At 47.5% G+C, this 19682-nt stretch carries 17 protein-coding genes; 16 read left to right on the top strand and 1 reads right to left on the bottom strand.

The genetic code is table 11. The annotated features are described in order from the left end of the window. From ACL02P_RS15175 to ACL02P_RS15115, 13 genes are all read left to right on the top strand, one after another. On the top strand, positions 1-1890 hold the full coding sequence (locus ACL02P_RS15175; RefSeq protein ID WP_412837602.1) for a 6-hydroxymethylpterin diphosphokinase MptE-like protein: 1890 nt from the start codon (positions 1-3) through the stop codon (positions 1888-1890). After that, positions 1887-2930 (top strand): N-acetylneuraminate synthase, encoded by a 1044-nt coding sequence (gene neuB / locus ACL02P_RS15170; RefSeq protein ID WP_412837601.1) that lies wholly within the window; start codon positions 1887-1889, stop codon positions 2928-2930. Before ACL02P_RS15175 ends, neuB begins: the two co-directional genes overlap by 4 nt. Positions 2931-2950: 20 nt before the next feature. Further along, positions 2951-4093, top strand: a complete 1143-nt coding sequence (neuC, locus tag ACL02P_RS15165) for a UDP-N-acetylglucosamine 2-epimerase (protein ID WP_412837600.1) — start codon at positions 2951-2953, stop codon at positions 4091-4093. A 22-nt stretch (positions 4094-4115) separates the two neighbouring features. Continuing rightward, positions 4116-4838, top strand: a complete 723-nt coding sequence (locus tag ACL02P_RS15160; RefSeq protein ID WP_412837599.1) for a cytidylyltransferase domain-containing protein — start codon at positions 4116-4118, stop codon at positions 4836-4838. Beyond that, positions 4839-5507, top strand: coding sequence for a TylF/MycF/NovP-related O-methyltransferase (locus ACL02P_RS15155; protein ID WP_412837598.1), 669 nt, complete (start codon positions 4839-4841; stop codon positions 5505-5507). 208 nt (positions 5508-5715) lie between these two features. Further along, positions 5716-6639 carry a DUF2920 family protein gene (locus tag ACL02P_RS15150; RefSeq protein ID WP_412837597.1) on the top strand — a complete coding sequence of 308 codons (924 nt, stop codon included), beginning with the start codon at positions 5716-5718 and terminating at the stop codon, positions 6637-6639. Between the two features lie 233 nt (positions 6640-6872). After that, entirely contained in the window at positions 6873-7070 is a 198-nt protein-coding gene (locus tag ACL02P_RS15145; RefSeq protein ID WP_009225364.1) for a cold-shock protein, read from the top strand. 155 nt (positions 7071-7225) lie between these two features. Continuing rightward, the gene (locus tag ACL02P_RS15140) at positions 7226-7732 is read left to right on the top strand and encodes a VanZ family protein (RefSeq protein ID WP_412837596.1); all 507 of its coding nucleotides are present in this window, start codon (positions 7226-7228) and stop codon (positions 7730-7732) included. A gap of 129 nt (positions 7733-7861) precedes the next feature. Further along, entirely contained in the window at positions 7862-8413 is a 552-nt protein-coding gene (gene hpf, locus ACL02P_RS15135) for a ribosome hibernation-promoting factor, HPF/YfiA family (protein WP_085170113.1), read from the top strand. Positions 8414-8637: 224 nt separating this feature from the next. Further along, positions 8638-11145 carry a preprotein translocase subunit SecA gene (secA, locus tag ACL02P_RS15130; RefSeq protein ID WP_412837595.1) on the top strand — a complete coding sequence of 836 codons (2508 nt, stop codon included), beginning with the start codon at positions 8638-8640 and terminating at the stop codon, positions 11143-11145. 462 nt (positions 11146-11607) lie between these two features. After that, a complete protein-coding gene (locus ACL02P_RS15125) occupies positions 11608-12729 on the top strand; it encodes an IS4 family transposase (protein ID WP_412836828.1) in 1122 nt (373 codons plus the stop codon). 367 nt (positions 12730-13096) lie between these two features. After that, a protein-coding gene (prfB, locus tag ACL02P_RS15120; protein ID WP_412837594.1) for a peptide chain release factor 2 occupies positions 13097-14207 on the top strand; the annotation gives its coding sequence in 2 pieces (ribosomal slippage) (positions 13097-13168 and positions 13170-14207; 1110 coding nt in all). 136 nt (positions 14208-14343) lie between these two features. Beyond that, positions 14344-15240 carry a YitT family protein gene (locus tag ACL02P_RS15115; RefSeq protein WP_412837593.1) on the top strand — a complete coding sequence of 299 codons (897 nt, stop codon included), beginning with the start codon at positions 14344-14346 and terminating at the stop codon, positions 15238-15240. Positions 15241-15555: 315 nt separating this feature from the next. On the opposite strand, the gene ACL02P_RS15110 is transcribed toward ACL02P_RS15115, so the two are convergent. Continuing rightward, positions 15556-16257 carry a PIG-L deacetylase family protein gene (locus ACL02P_RS15110; RefSeq protein WP_009225370.1) on the bottom strand — a complete coding sequence of 234 codons (702 nt, stop codon included), beginning with the start codon at positions 16255-16257 and terminating at the stop codon, positions 15556-15558. Between the two features lie 238 nt (positions 16258-16495). Between ACL02P_RS15110 and argC the strand changes: the two genes are divergently transcribed. From argC to argB, 3 genes are all read left to right on the top strand, one after another. Beyond that, positions 16496-17548: an N-acetyl-gamma-glutamyl-phosphate reductase gene (gene argC / locus ACL02P_RS15105; RefSeq protein ID WP_009225371.1), complete on the top strand. Its 1053-nt coding sequence runs from the start codon at positions 16496-16498 to the stop codon at positions 17546-17548. Positions 17549-17588: 40 nt separating this feature from the next. Next, positions 17589-18824 carry a bifunctional glutamate N-acetyltransferase/amino-acid acetyltransferase ArgJ gene (gene argJ, locus ACL02P_RS15100; RefSeq protein ID WP_412837592.1) on the top strand — a complete coding sequence of 412 codons (1236 nt, stop codon included), beginning with the start codon at positions 17589-17591 and terminating at the stop codon, positions 18822-18824. Positions 18825-18888: 64 nt separating this feature from the next. Continuing rightward, on the top strand, positions 18889-19674 hold the full coding sequence (gene argB / locus ACL02P_RS15095; RefSeq protein WP_009225373.1) for an acetylglutamate kinase: 786 nt from the start codon (positions 18889-18891) through the stop codon (positions 19672-19674). Positions 19675-19682: the final 8 nt, after the last annotated feature.

Below are 19682 nucleotides of genomic sequence, written 5' to 3'. Positions count from 1 at the left end.
ATGGGTTTGTATGAAGCCAATATTGAATATTTAACAAGTCATTACCCGTCTCTTTTATCTATTGTTGATCGCCATGATCTAGAGCCAGAATATACTGTTACGCCTTGTACTACTCGTTACGAGGAACCCAATCTATTTTTTACTTCTGGTACCGATTTATCCTACAATCTTCATAGTAAGTATAATGCGCTTCATGAAGCACAACGATGGGTGAATTCTCTTAGGAATCGTCTTGCAGAAGTGAAGTGTTTACTTGTTATTGGTTGTGGACTTGGCTATTATCTTGAGGAAATTATTAAGAATACAGAAATCCCCAACATATATGTATATGAGCCTAGCGTTAAAATATTTCAGTCATGGCTTACTTCAAGAGATATCAGCGTTGCTCTTTCTGATCCACGCGTTCGGGGATTTGCTGTAGGACAAGATGAATTTGTTGCCTTTCGATTAGCTGAGGAAATTTCGTCAAATGTGTATGATTCATTTGATTGTATTTCACCGCCGATATATCAAAAAATATTCCCCGACTTTATAGAAGATTTTGAAAAAAAAATTAGGGAAAGAATTTTGCTGCAAATTGCAAATTTTCATACATTGGAACTTAACCAAAATACTTGGTTAGGAAGTGTTTTGAATAATTTACCGCATGTTATAAGCAATGAATCAATTGCACCTCTTAAGGATAAGTGCAAAGATACTAAGCTAAAGGCAATTGTTGTTGGTTCTGGGCCTTCCCTGAAGAAGGACATCCATTATCTCAAAAAGCTTAAAGATCATTGTCTTATCATTGCTGCTGGATCTAGCATACAAGTGTTAAAACACTATGGAATAGTACCTCACTTTGTTGTTTCGATGGACGGTCGGCCAGAGAACTTCAACGTTTTTAAAAATGTAGATACATCTGATGTTCCATTAATGTTCTGCCCGCAACTATATTACGAGATTACTGATTGTTATCAGAGCGACGCATATCATTTCTTGTTTTTAAATGATCAAATTATTCCATATTTGACTGAAATGGAAGATATCCCTGAGTTTATCTCTACAGCCACCGTAACTGGGCTAGCTATTCAGATAGCTGTATTCATGGGGATAAATGAGATTATCCTAATGGGGCAGGATCTGTCATTTACTGATGGACAATATTATGCGCCAGGAGCTAATCATATCTCTGAAGACGATAAGTTTAAAGCTATTTCTGAGGCGGACATGACGGTTTTAAATGTAGAAGGTACTTACAATCAAACGAAGGCAAACATGCAAGTCTTATTAGATGATCTGCAAATTTTAATACAAATTCTTAAATTATCTGGAGTTAGCATTCTCAATACTTCAAAAAAAGGAGCAGTGATCAAGGGGACGGAGTGGATTTCAATGGATGATTTATATCCGGAACTCATTCAATGTCCTAAACATCAATTTACCCTTTCCTCATTTTTTATGTCTTTGGATTCAGAATTAACGAAACAACGTATGGAGAGAGTCATCAAAAAAATGAAGACCCTGACATCCTCGATAGACGATGTTGAGATGAAGTGTAGAAGGTTGAAGAGGGAGTTAATGGATTTAGCTAGTGAGCTCAGTTTTTCAAATGATTCTCATGTATTCAAAAAGCTCAAGAAAGTAGACAAACTTTGGACGTATGTAACGGAGCAAGACATCTTTACGCGGTTTTATAGTTACTCTTTAAGACATGGAATTAATGTCTTTATGAGGTATGTTCCAGAAATCGCCGAAACCAATGACCTAAAGCGAAAGGGAGAATTAATTGTTGAACATATGGGGACTTTGGTTTCCAAAATCATAGAATTTACACCTGAATTAAAGAAAATATTTAATACTGCGATTAATAGATTAAATCAGCATGTTATTAGGAGAGAAAATGAATGAGTAAGCCATATATTCAAATTGGTACTCGAAAAATCGGTGAAGATTATCCGCCTCTTGTGATTGCGGAAATCGGTATTAACCATGAGGGGAGTCTTGAAACGGCGAAACAAATGGTTGATGCAGCTTATCAGGCTGGTGCAGAAATCATTAAGCATCAGACTCACGTCGTTGACGATGAAATGAGCCCCTTGGCCCAAAAAGTCATTCCTGGAAATACGGATGTTTCAATTTATGATGTAATGTCACGATGCGCATTAAATGAATCGGATGAATTGGAACTGAAAAAGTATGTTGAACAATTAGGAATGATTTATTTAAGTACCCCATTTTCACGAGCAGCTGCTAATCGGTTACGGAAGATGGATGTTCTAGCCTATAAAATCGGTTCAGGGGAGTGCAATAACTATCCCTTAATTGAACATATCGCCTCCTTTGGAAGACCGATGATCATCTCCACTGGCATGAATGATATTCAAAGTATCCGAAAGACTGTTGAAATTGTAGAAAAATATCAGGTACCTTACGCATTGCTCCATTGTACCAATGTTTATCCTACGCCACCATCTCTGGTGCGGCTTGGTGGAATGCAAGAACTTCAGCGTTCTTTTCCGAATGCGGTTGTCGGTCTTTCGGATCATACTGTGAATAACAACGCTTGTTTGGCAGCAACGGCTCTGGGTGCATCGATATTAGAACGTCATTTTACGGATTCTAAGGATCGGCCAGGTCCAGACATCATCTGTTCGATGGATCCTCAGGAACTTCGGGAACTTATTAAGGGAAGCGCTGAAATTGCCTTAATGAGAGGTGGAGAAAAAAAGGCAGCTCAAGAGGAACAAGTGACGATAGATTTTGCATTTGCCACAGTAGTTGCAATAAAAGACATTAATCAGGGTGAAGTTTTCACGAAGGAAAACTTATGGGTAAAACGTCCCGGTACTGGGGAGATTCGAGCTGCTCATTATAATGATCTGCTAGGTAAACGAGCTGCTAAAGATATTAAGCAAGATCAACATTTATGCTGGACCGATGTGGAGTAATAATGGAATGAGGAAACCACATGAAGAAGATCGTTTTTGTAACTGGAACTAGGGCAGATTACGGAAAACTTAAATCATTAATGAGAAGAGTTCATCAGCACGCTGATTTTGAGCTCCATATTTTTGTGACAGGTATGCACCTGCTTTCTAAATATGGAGCAACCTACAAAGAAGTTGAAAACGACGGGTTTGTTAACATTTACAAGTTTGTAAATCAGAAACTGAATCAACCTATGGATATTACACTAAGTAATACCATTCTCGGATTTAGTAATTATGTTTCTGAAATTTCTCCCGACCTTATCGTTGTTCATGGTGATCGGATTGAAGCGTTAGCAGGAGCGATTGTTGGGGCTATTAACAATATTCAGGTAGCCCACATTGAGGGAGGAGAAGTATCAGGAACTATCGATGAATCCATTCGTCATGCAATTACCAAGTTTGCTCACATTCATTTAGTGGCCAATGAGGAAGCAAAGCAGCGAGTGATTCAATTAGGAGAAAAAGAAGAACTTATTTATGTTATCGGATCACCTGATATCGATATTATGAACTCAGCGTATTTACCTAGCATTTATGATGCTAAGAACAGATATGAGATATTTTTTGAAGATTATGCTATCCTCATGTATCATCCAGTAACCACAGAAGTGACTTTGTTAGGTGACAAAATAAGTGAAGTAGTGGAGGCTGTTTTAGCTTCAGAAAAGAATTATGTTGTAATTTATCCAAATAATGATGAGGGCAGCCACCTAATAATTAATGCGTATGCTCGGCTAGAGGGGAATTCGAATTTTCGGATTTTCCCATCAATTCGCTTTGAATATTTCCTGACCTTGCTAAGTCATGCTGATTTCATTATTGGAAATTCAAGTGCGGGTATCAGGGAAGCGGAAGTATACGGCGTTCCTGTTATAGATTTAGGAAACCGTCAGTACGGAAGATATAACCCGGAAATAGCACAAAACATAGTTAATGTGGGTGAAAGAAAAGAGCAGATTCTGCAAGCTATTAATCAAATATCAGGTACACGGTATCCGAGACGAACCACGTTTGGATCAGGCGATAGTGCTGATAAATTCATATCTATACTTGAACAGGGCTCCATTTGGAAGTCCAGTCCGCAAAAGCATTTTGTGCCTGTTGAGTTTCAATATAGATAATAAGTGGAGAGGAGCTTGCAAGATGGGAAAATCAATAACGCTTGCTATCATTACGGCAAGAGGAGGATCTAAAGGAGTACCTCTCAAAAATATCAAGCCGTTAAATGGAGTCCCATTAATTGAATACACTATTAAAGCAGCTCTATCCAGTCATTGTATAGATGAAGTTCTTGTTACGACTGACCATGAGGAGATTGCAAAAGTATCAAGAAAGGCGGGAGCACTGGTCCCCTTTTTAAGACCTGCCGAATTAGCAACGGATGAAGCTAAAAGTGTAGATGCTATGATCCATGCTATCGATTATTATGAAAAACATTTTAATTGTAAGGTTAATGATGTGATTCTACTTCAGCCAACTTCCCCATTAAGAACAGCCAATGATATCGATCAGGCTTGGAATCAATATCAGAGACTACATGTAGAATCTCTTCAAAGTGTTGTGGAGACAAGTGATCATCCTTACTATTTAAGAGATATCAACGAGGGAATACTTGTTAAATACGATCAACAAGAGTCCCGTACTGATTTACGACGACAGGACCTGTCTAAATTGTATAGGTTGAATGGGGCAATTTACATTGTTAAGAGAGATATTATCATGAATGACAAAACTTTGTTTAGTGATCGATGCGGCGCTTACATCATGAGTAAAGAGAATTCTGTTGATATTGACGACTGGATTGATTTTCAAATTGCAGAAGTGTTGATAAAAAATCAAGAATTAGTAGTTAGGGGAAAAGAATAAATGACTATTCACGGTTACGAAGTGGACAAAGCTTTTTACTATGAAAACGGCTTTATACTTACGTCAGAAGTTTATAGAATGGGGAACTTTTTAGCCCATTATGAACTCTATAAACAAATTATTGAACTCCCTGGTGACTTGATAGAGCTAGGCGTATTTAAAGGTAACTCACTAATTCAATTCGCATCATTCAGGGAATTGCTAGAAAATGAAAATTCAAGAAAAATTATCGGTTTCGATATGTTTGGGGAATTTCCAGCTAGTTATGCTTTGGAAAGTGATAAACAGTTCGTTTCAAAGTGGAACGAGCAATTCGAAGGTGACTTCTTAAGCCAGGAAGATCTTTATAAAAGCTTAGAGCAAAAGAAGATTCAAAATGTCGATCTAGTAAAGGGCAACATTCTCCATACTTTGCCGGACTATATTGACAAGAGACCGCAAATGAGAATTTCCCTTTTGCATATTGATACAGATGTTTATGAGCCAGCCAAGCTTGGGTTGGAACTATTGTATGATAGGGTTGTACCGGGTGGAATTATTGTTATTGATGATTACGGGACAGTTGAAGGGGCTACGAAAGCTGTAGATGAGTTTATAAAAGGGAAGGGTATTAAGCTGCAGAAATACACATTTAGCCATGTGAAGCCATCCTATATGGTTAAACCATAACTATCATCCATGATACAAGGTATGCTGTTAGGCCTATAAAATGCCTTAATCCAATGAAACAAAGTATTGCTATATGCATCTAACGATAAACTAAAAGAGCCTCATTGATGAGCGCATTAGATAACTTAGGTAAAAAACGAACTCAATTTAGTCTTTGCCAGCTTGAAATTATGAAATGTTAATATTGAAATGAAGAAGGTTGTCTAAAATGTCAATCCAACATGAACTAGTTGTGGATGCCCATCCTAATATATACACAGGACATGGAAGAAAACTGAGTATATATTTTTCTGAACCCTCTGAAGGTGTGAACGAGAACACGGGGCTAATATTGTTTATTCCTGGATATGGTGGTCATGCTAGAAGCAACGTTTATCAAAAAATGCGTAAACAATTTGCAGATCAATATAATCTAATTTGTATTCAATGTGATTATTTTGGATATGAGCACATGCAACTGGAAGATACGTTGGAATCATTGGATAATTTTAATGATATGTCCCTAATGCAAGTTTTAGATAATCTGACAGCTGTATTGATGGTTAAAGAAATATTGAAAGAGAATGGAATACCATTCAATGGACGCAAAATAATATGCTCAGGGCAGTCTCATGGAGCTTACTTGGCTTACCTTTGTAATCGTTTTGCGCCACATTTATTTTCTATGATTATAGACAATTCCGCTTACCTGAGACCTGTTTACTTAGATTATATTCGAAATGTACCTTCTCATAATCTACAAAAACGCTATTACGTTTGTGACTTGAATTTGGATAGAGACGTGATGGATCTAGTTTTTCTTTATCGTAAGTTCGAAAATAAATCAAATATTGTTAGTTTTCATGGTGTTTATGACCAGTTAATCGGAATTATTGAAAAAATCAATTTTTGTAATTCTATCCCAAACTGTAGATTGAATGTCGTAAATGATACCACTCTATATAAAGGGGCTTTTAAAACAGCCCATCACGGGATGGATGCTGACTTTATTAAATTTTTTGACTTGGTTATGGGAAATTATAAGTCGGAATCAGAACATCCTTTTCAACTCCCCAATGTAAGGGTAACGACGAAACAAAACGTTTATACATTTGACTATTCGAGTGGATTGGTCAGATTAATGGTTGAATAAATATACTTTGCAATCAGTTTCGATTTCTCTCCTTCTGGGTTAATAAAGGGATAAAGTGATTATTCCAGCCATCCACATTTCCGACAATCCCCTGACAAAAATCTACAAATTCCTTACAATAAAACCTTTTCCTTGGCAATTGACACCGGATAAGCTCGGATGGTATAGTCAAAAATGTGGGGCTTGGTTACAAGGATCACACTCTTATTTGATAATGAAGGGAATGTTAGTGCATGCAAGGTAAAGTAAAATGGTTCAACGCAGAAAAAGGCTACGGTTTCATCGAAACTGAAGAAGGCGGCGACGTATTCGTACACTTCTCCGCGATCCAAGCTGAAGGCTTCAAAACGCTGGAAGAAGGCCAATCCGTCGAGTTCGAAATCGTTGAAGGCGCACGTGGTCCACAAGCCGCTAACGTAATCAAACTGTAATCATCCCGGCACAGCCGACCTACATATGAACGGTACGATGGTTAACAATTAAAGATTCGCTAGCAACTCCCCGGGGGAACCCGGGGTTTTCTTATTTTTATTATGCTATAATTTTCTAAAGTGAATGAGTTCGTAATCGAATGAGGTGACCTCCTTTGCACAACCTTCGAACTTGGCTGCGCTGGCTGCCGGCGATCGCGATGATGGCAATTCTATTTGGGTTTTCTTCGCAGTCTTATGAGGAGCAGTCGCTGGTGCCGGAAATTGAGAAGAGCACCTCGGACCAGTGGATTGAGAATCGATTCGGCGGGATCCGGTTCAGCTATGGTGACTATGAAATCAGTGTGGACAGTGTGGGCGGGGCGAGCTTCATCGAGTTTTTTATTCGCAAAGCGGCGCATTTCGGCAGTTATGCTTTACTGTCAGCGTTCCTGGTTTACGCTCTAGGCGGTCGGGGGCGCTCTGATCGGCGATGTTTGCTCTTCGCGATCCTGATCGCGTTCCTCTATGCCTGCACGGATGAGCTGCATCAGAGCTTTACGCCGGGGCGGACGGCGATGGTGCAGGACGTGCTGCTGGATACGATCGGGGCCGCGTGTGGGGCGGCGTTCACGATTTTGTTGAAATCCTGGTGGAGAAACCGGAGGGATCGCCGGGCTTGAAAGCACGGGGGATTTGCCGATCTGCCCGTCTTTTTACGGATATCGCGGTGGTTTACAGACCTTTAACACTTTTTACTTTGCCTTAACGTCATGGTATAATAAAGGTGCAAAGCAAAGGAGGAGTGCCCTATGAATTTTAGTATTCGTGGACAGCAGATTGAAGTGACTGAGGCCTTGCGTGATTACGTAGACAAGAAACTCAGCCGACTAGACAAGTACTTTGATGCACCCCCTACCTCAGACGGTACTGTCACGTTAAGTGTGGTACGAGGCTTGCACACGGTCGAGGTAACGATTCCTTTGACCGGCGTTGTGCTCCGTGCGGAAGATCGCAGCGATGACATGTACGCCTCCATTGATGCGGTTGTGGACAAGCTCGAACGTCAAATCCGCAAGCACAAAACGAAAATCAACCGTAAACTGCGCCAGAAAGGCGTGAAGAACAGTCTCTTTGTAGAGGGCACGACCGCAGGCTCCGTTGCGCTGGATGAAGGCGAGGAAGAGCTGGAAGTGGTTCGTACGAAACGCTTTACCTTGAAGCCGATGGACGTAGAGGAAGCGATTTTGCAAATGAATATGGTAGGACACAACTTCTTCGTTTTCTCGAACATCGACACTAAAGAAGTGAACGTCGTCTACAAGCGCAATGACGGCAAATACGGTTTGATTGAACAGGATTAACCCCTTGCACTCCGTGCAATCATGGCAACTTGCTTCAAACTAGGTGGTAATTCCTGTGATACTTACGCAAAGGAAACGAGCCTTATCCGCCCGCGGATAGGGCTCTTTATTCGTATACAAAGGCGCTTTACCGCAATGCAGACGTGACGGGGCGTGTTGCGGCGTGCCTTACAAACTGTTACAATTTAGGCAAATCATCTGTTTATGCGTGAAAGGGGTAAATCATGCTGGGATTAGTAAAAAAGATATTTGGCGACACGAATGAACGTGATGTCAAACGTCTGATGAAGACGGTCGATTATATTAATTCATTAGAACCGCAATTTGAGGCGCTTTCGGACGAGCAATTGAAAGGGAAAACCGCTGAATTCCGGGAACGGATCGAGAAAGGCGAGACGCTGGATGATTTGTTGCCGGAGGCTTTTGCCACAGTACGGGAAGCTTCGAAACGCACGCTCGGGATGCGTCATTTTGATGTGCAGCTGATCGGCGGCATGGCGCTTCACGAAGGCAAGATTGCGGAGATGAAAACCGGTGAAGGGAAGACGCTGGTCGGAACCCTGCCGGTTTATTTGAATGCGCTCCTGGGGAAAGGTGTGCATGTCGTTACCGTCAACGACTATTTGGCACAACGCGATAGCCAGCAGATGGGGCAGATTTACAACTTCCTCGGCATGACGGTTGGGGTGAATCTCAACGGCATGGAGCATGAGCAGAAACAAGAAGCTTACGCTTGCGACATCACGTACGGCACGAACAACGAGTTTGGATTTGACTACCTGCGCGACAACATGGTGCTCTACAAAGAACAGATGGTTCAGCGGCCGCTGTATTATTGCATTATTGACGAAGTGGACTCCATCTTGATCGATGAAGCGCGGACGCCGCTGATTATTTCCGGCCAAGCTCAGAAATCCACCGAGCTGTATTATGCAGCCGATCGTTTCGTGAAGACGCTGACGCCGGAGGAAGATTATACGGTAGATATTAAAGTAAAGGCCGTTTCGCTGACCGAAAAAGGGGTCGCTAAAGCGGAACGCGCTTTTGGCATTGATAACTTATACGATCATAAACACGTTACTCTGAACCACCACGTGGTGCAGGCACTTAAAGCGAACGTTATCATGCGCCGCGACGTCGATTACGTTGTGACCGATGATGAGGTGCTGATCGTCGACGAATTTACCGGCCGGATCATGCAAGGTCGCCGTTACAGTGACGGACTGCACCAGGCGATCGAAGCCAAAGAAGGCATCGAGGTACAGAACGAAAGCATGACGCTGGCGACGATTACGTTCCAGAACTACTTCCGGATGTATCGCAAGCTGGCCGGGATGACCGGTACAGCGAAGACCGAGGAAGAAGAGTTCAAGAAAATCTACGGCCTCGAAGTGCTGCAAGTGCCGACCAACCGGCCGAACCGTCGTATCGACTTGCCGGACGTCGTTTACAAGAGCGTTGAAGGCAAGTTCAAGGCGGTTGTCGAAGAAATCGTTAAGCGCCATAAGAAAAAACAACCGGTGCTCGTCGGTACGATCTCGATCGAGAACTCCGAACGCGTATCCGAGATGCTGAAGCGCAAAGGCATCCCGCACAAGGTGCTGAACGCGAAATACCATGCGGAGGAAGCCGAAATTATCTCTCACGCAGGGGAACCGGGTTCCGTGACGATCGCTACCAACATGGCGGGCCGCGGTACCGACATTTTGCTTGGCGAAGGCGTGGCCGAATTAGGTGGCCTGCATATCATAGGTACCGAACGCCACGAATCGCGCCGGATCGATAACCAGTTGCGCGGTCGTGCCGGTCGTCAAGGCGACCCCGGCTCCACGCAATTCTACCTGTCGCTGGGCGATGAACTGATGAAGCGGTTTGGCGCGGACAACGTGCTGAACATGATGGAGCGCTTGGGCTTCGAGGAAGACCAACCAATCGAGAGCAAGATGATCACCCGCGCGATTGAGTCGGCGCAAAAACGCGTAGAAGGCAACAACTTCGACGTGCGCAAAGTCGTCCTGCAATATGACGACGTTATGAACCAACAGCGTGAAATTATCTATAAACAGCGCCGCGAGCTGCTGGAATCGGAGAACATTAAGCAGATCATTCTCGATATGATCAAGCCGGTCATCGAACGGGTGGTTGAAGCCCATACCGCTGACGAGCTGCCGGAGAACTGGGAACTGCAAGAGATTGCCGATTACGTCAACAGCAAGCTGCTGGACGAAGGCGCCATTACGAAAGACGATCTGTGGGGCAAAGAGCCGAATGAGATGGTCGAGTATATTTTTGAACGCGTCCTGACGAAATACAACGCTCGCGAAGAAGCGATTGGTCCGGAAATGGTACGGGAGTTCGAGAAGGTTATCGCTCTCCGTGCGGTCGACAGCAAATGGATGGACCATATCGACGCGATGGATCAGCTGCGTCAAGGCATTCATCTTCGTGCATACGGCGGTACCGATCCGCTGCGCGAATACCAATTTGAAGGCTATGAGATGTTCAACGCGATGATCGCCAGCATTCAGGAGGAAGTCGCGACGTACATCATGAAGGCGCAGATCGAAACGAACCAGGAACGTCAAGCAGTCGTGGATGAGAACAAAATCACCACGAGCGGCGAGCCGGCAGAGAAACGCCCAGTCAAACGCGGCGAAACGATCGGCCGCAACGACTTGTGCCCATGCGGCAGCGGCAAGAAGTACAAACACTGCCACGGCCAAAACGCATAATGTCGGCATAAGCTGGGTGCGGCGGGGAGCCTGAGGATTTCCTTAGGCTGCCCGCTTTTGCCCCGTTTGGAGGGAAAACCTGTTCTCGGCCGCAGCGGCCGCGCCGATGTTGGCTCATCCGAGGTAGCCACCTCGACGTTGGTTCAGCCACAGGCGAAATAGGGGTAAAAAAGGGCCTTATTTTGCTTTTTTGGGCGGATGTCTGGTAAATAAGGGAGTTTTTTGGCACTCGCGTTGCATTAACTTTTCAAACGATATTTCAAATCAACAATTTACTAAATTTGCAAATTATAGGCTGGTTTTCATGTACAAAAATAAAGAAATCCCCTAATGTTGAGTTGATCCAAAGGTTATCCATCAACCTCTCAACAAAAGGAGATTTCTATGGATAACAGTACAAATTTAAGTGTCATATGTCAATGTCTACAAATGTTAAATATTAATTCTTCCCGAGATAGCGTTTTGGATTATCGTGCTCGCAAGCTTTTTGTCGGTTCTTCCCTACTGCTGTTCATTGAAGCCCAGTTACAGCAACGAGAGTCTTATGCTGAAATGTCCGAGCATCTTGAAGCCAATGAAGACTTTCAAGCGATACTTGGTGGACTTGAAAGCATAAGCCCATCCCAACTCTCGCGGAAAATGAAGAAGCTTCCCCTAGAGAACCTTCACCTGCTTTTCATGCAAGTAACGAGACAAATCCAACAACTAACGGAGAATAAGCCAGGAATCACGACTAAGATCGGAAAGCTCGCGATCATGGATTCTACTCAAATCACCTTGCCAGCGATTCTTTCCAAATGGGCTTACTGCTCTGCATCCAATCACGGCGTGAAAATGCACACTTCACTTCTAGTCGTCGACGCGAAGACGATGGTTCCAGATAAAATCATCGCCTCAACCAAAGATGTCGCAGACCACGAAGTTGCCCCAAACTTTACGGTCGATAAAGAAGTGACCTATGTGATGGACCGGGGCTATCAGGTGCACAAGCATTTTCAAGCCTGGGTGGACCAAGGGATGAAGTTTGTGGCTCGGGTTAAGGATAATACCCGATTGACGATCCTCAAGGAACGGGCTCTTCCCAAGCGGGGAGATTTCATTCGGGATGCGGATGTAACTCTGCCAGGGCAGCAAATGAAGTTGCGACTCATTGAGTTTCAGGATCAGCAAGGTCGTTTATATCGCCTTGTGACAAGTCGCATGGATTTATCCGTGCACCAAATTGCAGATGTATATCGGCATCGTTGGCAAATCGAGCTATTCTTTAAATGGATTAAGCAACACCTCCGTTTAGTGAAGCCTCATGGGTACACCGCAGAAGCCATCTGGAACCAGATGTATATCGCGTTGATATCCTATGCTCTGTGCCTGTTGCTACGCCTGAAGCTAGAGTGCAAGCAAACCGTTTGGCAGTTACTTCGATTGATTCGACTCTATGCCGATCGGTCATGGACTAGGCTGCATGAAGCCTTATTCAAAAAGCCCACACGGAGTTCAAAAGGACGAACGAAGCGAAACGGTCGGCCCCCCAAGCAGGCGAACAAATCGATGAAGCCACGAATCATTGTAGAAGTATTGAACTAAATACTTAAATTTTAAAAAATGGGTAACGTGCGGGTTTAATCCCCTCTAAACTTTTTCAAATTTAAGCAAAGTGTGTCTGTAAAATATATACTAATATGGTTTATATATACTATATCGTTGTTCTGTATTTGTCTGAATCAAAGCAGAAAGAAGTCTTAATGCAACGCTAGTGGTTTTTTGGCCTTATTTTTGCAGACTATGGCTCAAAACAGGGTTTTTCCAGGTTTAGGAATGAAATAAAGGTAGATTTTGGCCTTATTTTTTGAAATTCGGTGCCCGGGAGTTGAATAAGGGTACAAAAGGGCGTTACCTTTAAACCAAAGTGGCAGCTACAAATAAACTTTTACAAAGAAAGGTGATCTACCGTATGATCGATGCGAATGTGAAACAAGACATGCGCGAAATCGCAAAGAAATTAACTAACCTTAGGGGGTCTCTTTGACTTAGATCTGAAGCAAGAGATGATCGCCAACTATGAGGAGAAAATGGCGGCACCGGATTTCTGGGACGACAACGAGAAAGCTCAAGGGATTATCGCGGAGATGAATGCGGTAAAATCCTCGGTGGACCAATATACGGCGCTGCAGAACGAATACGATGAGCTGGAAATGATGGCGGAGCTCGCCGAGGAAGAAGGCGATGAATCGCTGGCTGCGGAGGTTGCAGACTCCGTAGAGAAGCTCGTGAAGAAGTTGGAGGAGTTCGAGCTCCAGCTGCTGCTGAACCAGCCGTACGACAAAATGAACGCGATTCTCGAGTTGCATCCTGGCGCAGGCGGCACCGAGTCCCAGGACTGGGGCCAAATGCTGCTGCGGATGTATACTCGCTGGGCGGAGAAACGCGGCTTTAAGGTCGAGACGCTGGACTACCTGCCGGGCGACGAAGCCGGGATCAAGAGCGTTACGCTGTTGATCAAAGGCTACAACGCCTACGGCTACCTGAAGGCGGAGAAGGGCGTTCACCGGCTGGTGCGGATCTCGCCGTTTGACGCTTCCGGACGCCGGCATACGTCGTTCGTCTCCTGTGACGTCGTGCCGGAGATCAGCGATGACGTGGAGATCGAAATCCGTAATGAGGATTTAAAAATCGATACGTACCGCGCCAGCGGTGCCGGCGGTCAGCACATCAACACGACCGACTCGGCCGTGCGGATTACCCACATCCCGACCGGGATCGTGGTGACCTGCCAGAACGAACGCTCACAGATCAAGAACCGAGAACGGGCGATGACGATGCTCCGCTCCAAGCTGTACGAACGCAAGATCGAGGAGCAACAACGCGAGTTGGATGAGATCCGCGGCGAGCAATCGGATATCGCCTGGGGCAACCAAATCCGCTCGTACGTGTTCCACCCGTACAGCATGGTGAAGGATCACCGGACGAACGTGGAGACGGGGAATGTCGGCGCGGTGATGGACGGGGATCTGGACGCTTTTATCGACGGTTATCTGCGCAGCCAGATTAAGACGGAGAGCTAATCGGCGGGACGGGAGCGCCTTGATGTGCCTTCCCGCCCGAGCCGCTACTAAATACGACCCACCTTGGCCACGTTTGGTACGGGTGGGTTTTTCTATTTTTACATATTTCATGAAATGCAAGTAAGGAGGGGGAGCAATGCCGCCGAAAGTTCGCAAACGCCGATTTCAAGACTATATTCCGGTCACCGGTCCGATACGCCATACGCTGGATACGTTGATGATTATCGTAGGCTCGCTGATCACTGCCTTGGCGTTTAATTTGTTTTTGGTCCCCAGTCATATCGCCTCGGGCGGTGTCTCGGGGTTATCTATCATCGTTCAGTCGCAATTTGGAATCGAACCAGCCTACACCCAATGGGCCCTGAACCTCCCGCTGTTCATCGCAGGCTACGTGCTGCTCGGGCGGGACTACTCCATCCGTTCTCTGCTGGGCACGGTGGTGCTGCCGTTCTTCGTCTTTTTGACACGGGACATTCCCGTACCAACGGCAGATCCGTTGCTGGCTTCGTTATATGGAGGCATCGGGGTGGGGATAGGACTCGGTATTGTGTTCCGAGGCCGGGGATCCACCGGCGGGCTGTCCACCTTGGCGCAAATTATTCAAAAATACAGCGGCCTCAGCCTCTCCGTTTGCGTTGTGATGATGGACGGGATTGTGATTGTGTTGGCGTTATTTTTGCTGACCCCGGAAAAAGCGCTCTATGCCCTGATCGGACTGTACATCACCGGTAAAATCATCGATGCCATCGAGCTGGGCTTCAATTACACGAAGGTCGCTTACATTATTGCCGACCGGACGGAGGAGATCTCGCAGGCTGTGCTCACTCACCTGGACCGGGGGCTGACTAAGCTGGACGGTCACGGCGGGTACACCGGCGATGCGCGGACCGTGCTGATGGTCGTTGTAGGGCAGAGCGAAGTCACGCGGCTCAAGACGTTGGTACAGACGCTGGATCCCAATGCCTTTGTCATCATCACGAATGCACATGAGGTATTGGGGGAAGGGTTTAAAAGGGTGCAGGGAGAGCAGTGACTTCTGGTAGTTGGTTGATCTCTCCGGTGCTGGCTGACCAAAGGGGATAAGCTCGGCATGGGGGAACTCTGCTGGGCTTTTTTGCACCATTATCCCTTTCCTTCAGGAGATGATCGTTAGGGCAGGGGTGAACTGACCTGTGCAGATCATTCATCAAGAAGTGTTTCTTGCTCTGATCGAACGGGATAATGGTGTAAAAGGGGTCCGGAGAATCTAATACGTCCGGGGAGACGCATGCCCCGAAAAAGAACATACCCGCAAAATAGAAATAAACCGTCCGAATTGATTCGGACGGTTATTGTTTGGGGGTCGCTTTCAAACCAAGCCATCATAGATAGACTGCTCGTTTTTTTGTGGATACCGTTCGCCCCGCTCCCAGATCAGCTCAAATGACTCGAATTGGTGATGCGGCGGTACCTGCGGTCCTAAAACGCCAAATACCCGCTCCACGCTCCAAATTTGCGACTCATGGGCGGCCAGGGCTTGGCGTTTGGCTTCCCAACGGTTGCCGGCCGCCACGCGCAGCACGCTGGAATGATCCGAAGTATACGATCCCAGTTGGTTATAATACAATTTCTGCACGGTAGGCGCTTGGCCGCCAAAAACGACATCGTTTACGGCGTGATGGATGACGATATGATCCGGGTGTCCGGATAGGCCGTCTTCCGGGAACGTCACGACGACCTCCGCCTGATGGCGCCACAAGAAGTCGGCAATCTTCTCCCGCAGCATCGCCGGGTCCGCCTCCTTCAGCTTGCCGTCCGGCAGCCCCAGCTGCTCGACAACGGAGATGCCGAGGATCTCGGCGGCTTTGGCCAACTCCTGATCCCTGCGGGCAGCTAACTGTTCGCGTGTCATTTCCCCTAAGCGACCGGTTTTACCCGCGTCTCCCCGGGTGGCGGTCAGCAGCACCGCCTTGCCTCCTTCATCGGCGATTTGCCGGATTAAATAAGAACACCCAAATGTTTCATCATCGGGATGAGCGTATACGAATGCGATCGTTTTTTCGTTCGACATGGTGCTTCTGCTTCTCCTCCTTCTATGCGGTACATGAGCACCTTCTAAATATACCTGATTCAGACCTTGCACAAAAGTTGGACGGCGAGAGAGGCCTGACATGCGAGGGTAAATTTTTTGTGAGAGTTGTTGTATTTATATAAGTTCAGCCGTATAATAATACATATTTACAACGGAATGATGCATATTGTTGATTTCATAGGCTTGATCCAACGGGAGAGGAAGCGAGGTTAGCATTGTGAACGGGGAGAAAATAAAAGTAGCCATCGTCGGTTCCACGGGGTATGGGGGCGTGGAGCTGATTCGTTTTTTATGGGGACATCCGCATGTGGAGATCGCTTCGGTGATTTCCGTTTCTAGCGCGGGAGAGCCCTTAACGGACGGGTTCCCGCATTTATCCGAGATCATCGTTCAGCCGCTGGACGGCTTGAATCCGGTGGAGCTTGCGACGAAGGTCGATGTGGTATTTACCGCAACGCCATCCGGGGTCAGCACGAAGCTGGTGCCGCAGCTGCTGGAGGTTGGACTGAAGGTTATTGATTTGTCCGGTGATTTTCGGCTCAAAGACGGCCGTGAATACGAGGCTTGGTATAAACATGAGGCTCCGGCAGCAGCGTTGCTTGAGCAGGCGGTGTATGGCTTGGCGGAGATTTACGGCGATGAGGTGAAAGGCAAGGAGTTCGTCTCCAACCCGGGCTGCTATCCAACCGCTACGCTGCTTGGTCTGATCCCGGCGCTGAGTGCAGGCTGGATTGATCCGGGCAGCATCATCATCGATGCCAAGTCGGGTGTATCCGGCGCGGGCCGGGGCATGAACCTGACAAACCATTACGCGGAAATCAATGAAAATATGAAAGTATATAAGGTCAACAAGCACCAGCACATCCCAGAGATCGAGCAAACCTTAGGGAAAATCACCGGTGAACCGGTCACGGTGACGTTCACGACGCACCTGACGCCGATGACGCGGGGGATTATGTGCACGATGTACGCCACGTTGAAGGGCGCCTATACAGAGGAAGATTTGATCCAGCTGTACCGTCAATATTACGAAGGACGTCCGTTCGTCCGCATCCGGGACAAAGGCAAGTGGCCGGCGACCAAGGAAGTGTTCGGCTCGAACTTTTGTGACATCGGCTTTGCGGCGGATGCACGTACAGGTCGGCTGACGATCGTGTCCGTCATTGATAATTTGGTCAAAGGCGCGGCGGGGCAAGCGATTCAGAATTTGAACCTGATGATGGGCTGGGAGGAAACGACCGGCTTGAAGTTCACACCGGTTTACCCATAGGGAGATATCAACTTATTTAGGCTTGTGAAAGGAGTACGTCATGGGAGTGGTTAGTTTATTTCGTGCAGCGCCGGAGGGGAGCATCACCACGCCAAAAGGCTTTCAGGCCGGCGGGCTGCATTGCGGTCTGAAGAAAACGACCCGCAACGATCTCGGCGCAATCCTCTGCGAGGTGCCGGCGGTAGCCGCCGCTGTTTATACGACGAACGTCTTCCAGGCGGCGCCGCTGAAAGTGACGCGTGAGAGCGTCACGTCCAGCGGGCAGCGGCTGCGGGCCGTCGTCGTCAACAGCGGCAACGCCAACGCGTGCACCGGCGCGCAAGGCGAAGCCGACGCGTACGCGATGCGCGCTGCGGCGGCGGAGGCGTTTGGGCTCGGCGAACACGAAGTCGCCGTAGCCTCCACCGGCGTCATCGGCGAGCTATTGCCGATGGACCGCGTCCGCGCCGGCATCGCTGGATTGCCGGCGGCGGTGGCAGCGAACGGCGAGGGGGCCGAGCAGTTCTGCCAGGCGATTTTGACCACGGACCTCGTGAAGAAAGAGGTGTGCGTGAAGCTTGACGTGGACGGCCGCGAGGTGACGATCGCGGGGGCTGCCAAGGGCTCGGGCATGATCCACCCGAACATGGCCACGATGCTGGCGTTCGTCACGACCGACGCCGCGATTGAGCCACAGGCGCTGCAAAGCCTGCTCGGGCAAACGACCAACGTGACGTTTAACATGATCACCGTTGATGGCGATACGAGCACGAACGATATGCTGCTGGCGATGGCGAGCGGGCTGGCTGGCAACCGGGAGCTGACGCCCGAACACGCCGACTGGGATGCGTTCGCCGCGGCGTTCCGCCACGTGTGCGAGACGTTGGCGAAGGCGATCGCCCGCGACGGGGAAGGAGCAACCCGCCTCGTTGAGGTCACGGTCCAAGGCGCCGTGAGCGACAACTCGGCTCGCGCGATCGCGAAGACGATCGTTGGCTCGAGCCTCGTGAAGTCGGCGGTGTTTGGCGCCGATGCCAACTGGGGCCGCATCATCGCTGCGGTCGGCCGTGCGGGAGAGCCGGTCAACCCAGAGACGGTGGACATCAAGCTGGGGGACATCGTCGTGTTGGAGGGCTCGCGTCCGGTTCCTTTCGATGAGGATGTGGCGCTTGCTTACCTGAAAGGCGACACGATCAACATCTCCGTTGACCTGCATAACGGCCAAGGCGAAGCCACCGCCTGGGGCTGCGATTTGACCTATGACTACGTCCGGATTAACGCGGCTTATCGCACTTAATTTGAATTCATATCCTAAATCATTTATCAGATGAGATGAACTCCGGAAAGGAGCAGGCAGACTAATGTTTGTGATGAAATGTGGCGGCAGCACGCTCGCGGAGCTGCCGAATTCTTTTTTTGCCGACTTGGTGAAGCTGCAAAAAGAAGGGGCAAACCCGGTGATCGTCCATGGCGGCGGCCCAGCCATTTCGGAGAACCTCGGTAAGCTGGGGATTGAGAGCACGTTCGTCGACGGACTGCGTTATACGACGGATGAAGTCCTGGACGTCGTGGAAATGGTGCTGGCCGGCAGTATTAATAAGTTGATCGTGCGCCGCATCGCTCAGAATGGCGGGAAAGCGCTGGGCTTATCCGGTGTGGACGGCAGTTTGCTGCAGGCGAAGCCGGTTGCGAACAGCAAGGAAGTCGGATTCGTTGGGGATGTGACGGGTGTTAACGCGGATTTGATCCGCGGCGTACTGGATCTCGGCTACATTCCGGTCATTGCGCCCGTTGGTATTGATGCCAGCGGAGCACAACGTTATAACATCAACGCGGACACGGCCGCAGGAGCGGTTGCTTCGGCATTGGGTGTTTCACGTATGATCGTCGTCACCGATGTGCCCGGAATTTTGAAAATGACCGGAACCGAAAGAAAAGTACTCGATTCCATTACCGTACAGCAAATCGAGGATATGATTTCGACCGGGGAAATTTACGGCGGAATGATCCCGAAGGTGCGCGCCGCCGTGGCTTGCATCAGCGGCAGTGTCAAGGAAGCAGTGATTGTAGGCGGCAACGAGCCGGGCGTACTCGGAAAAGTGCTGTCCGGGGAACGCATCGGTACCCGAATCGTGCGGATGGCGTAGCGAAGCGG

This window comes from Paenibacillus sp. MB22_1 (genome assembly GCF_047200555.1).
Taxonomy (GTDB): Bacteria; Bacillota; Bacilli; order Paenibacillales; family Paenibacillaceae; genus Fontibacillus; species Fontibacillus phoenicis.
Note: the sequence above shows the minus strand (reverse complement) of the source record. Positions and strands in the feature narration are given on the sequence as shown.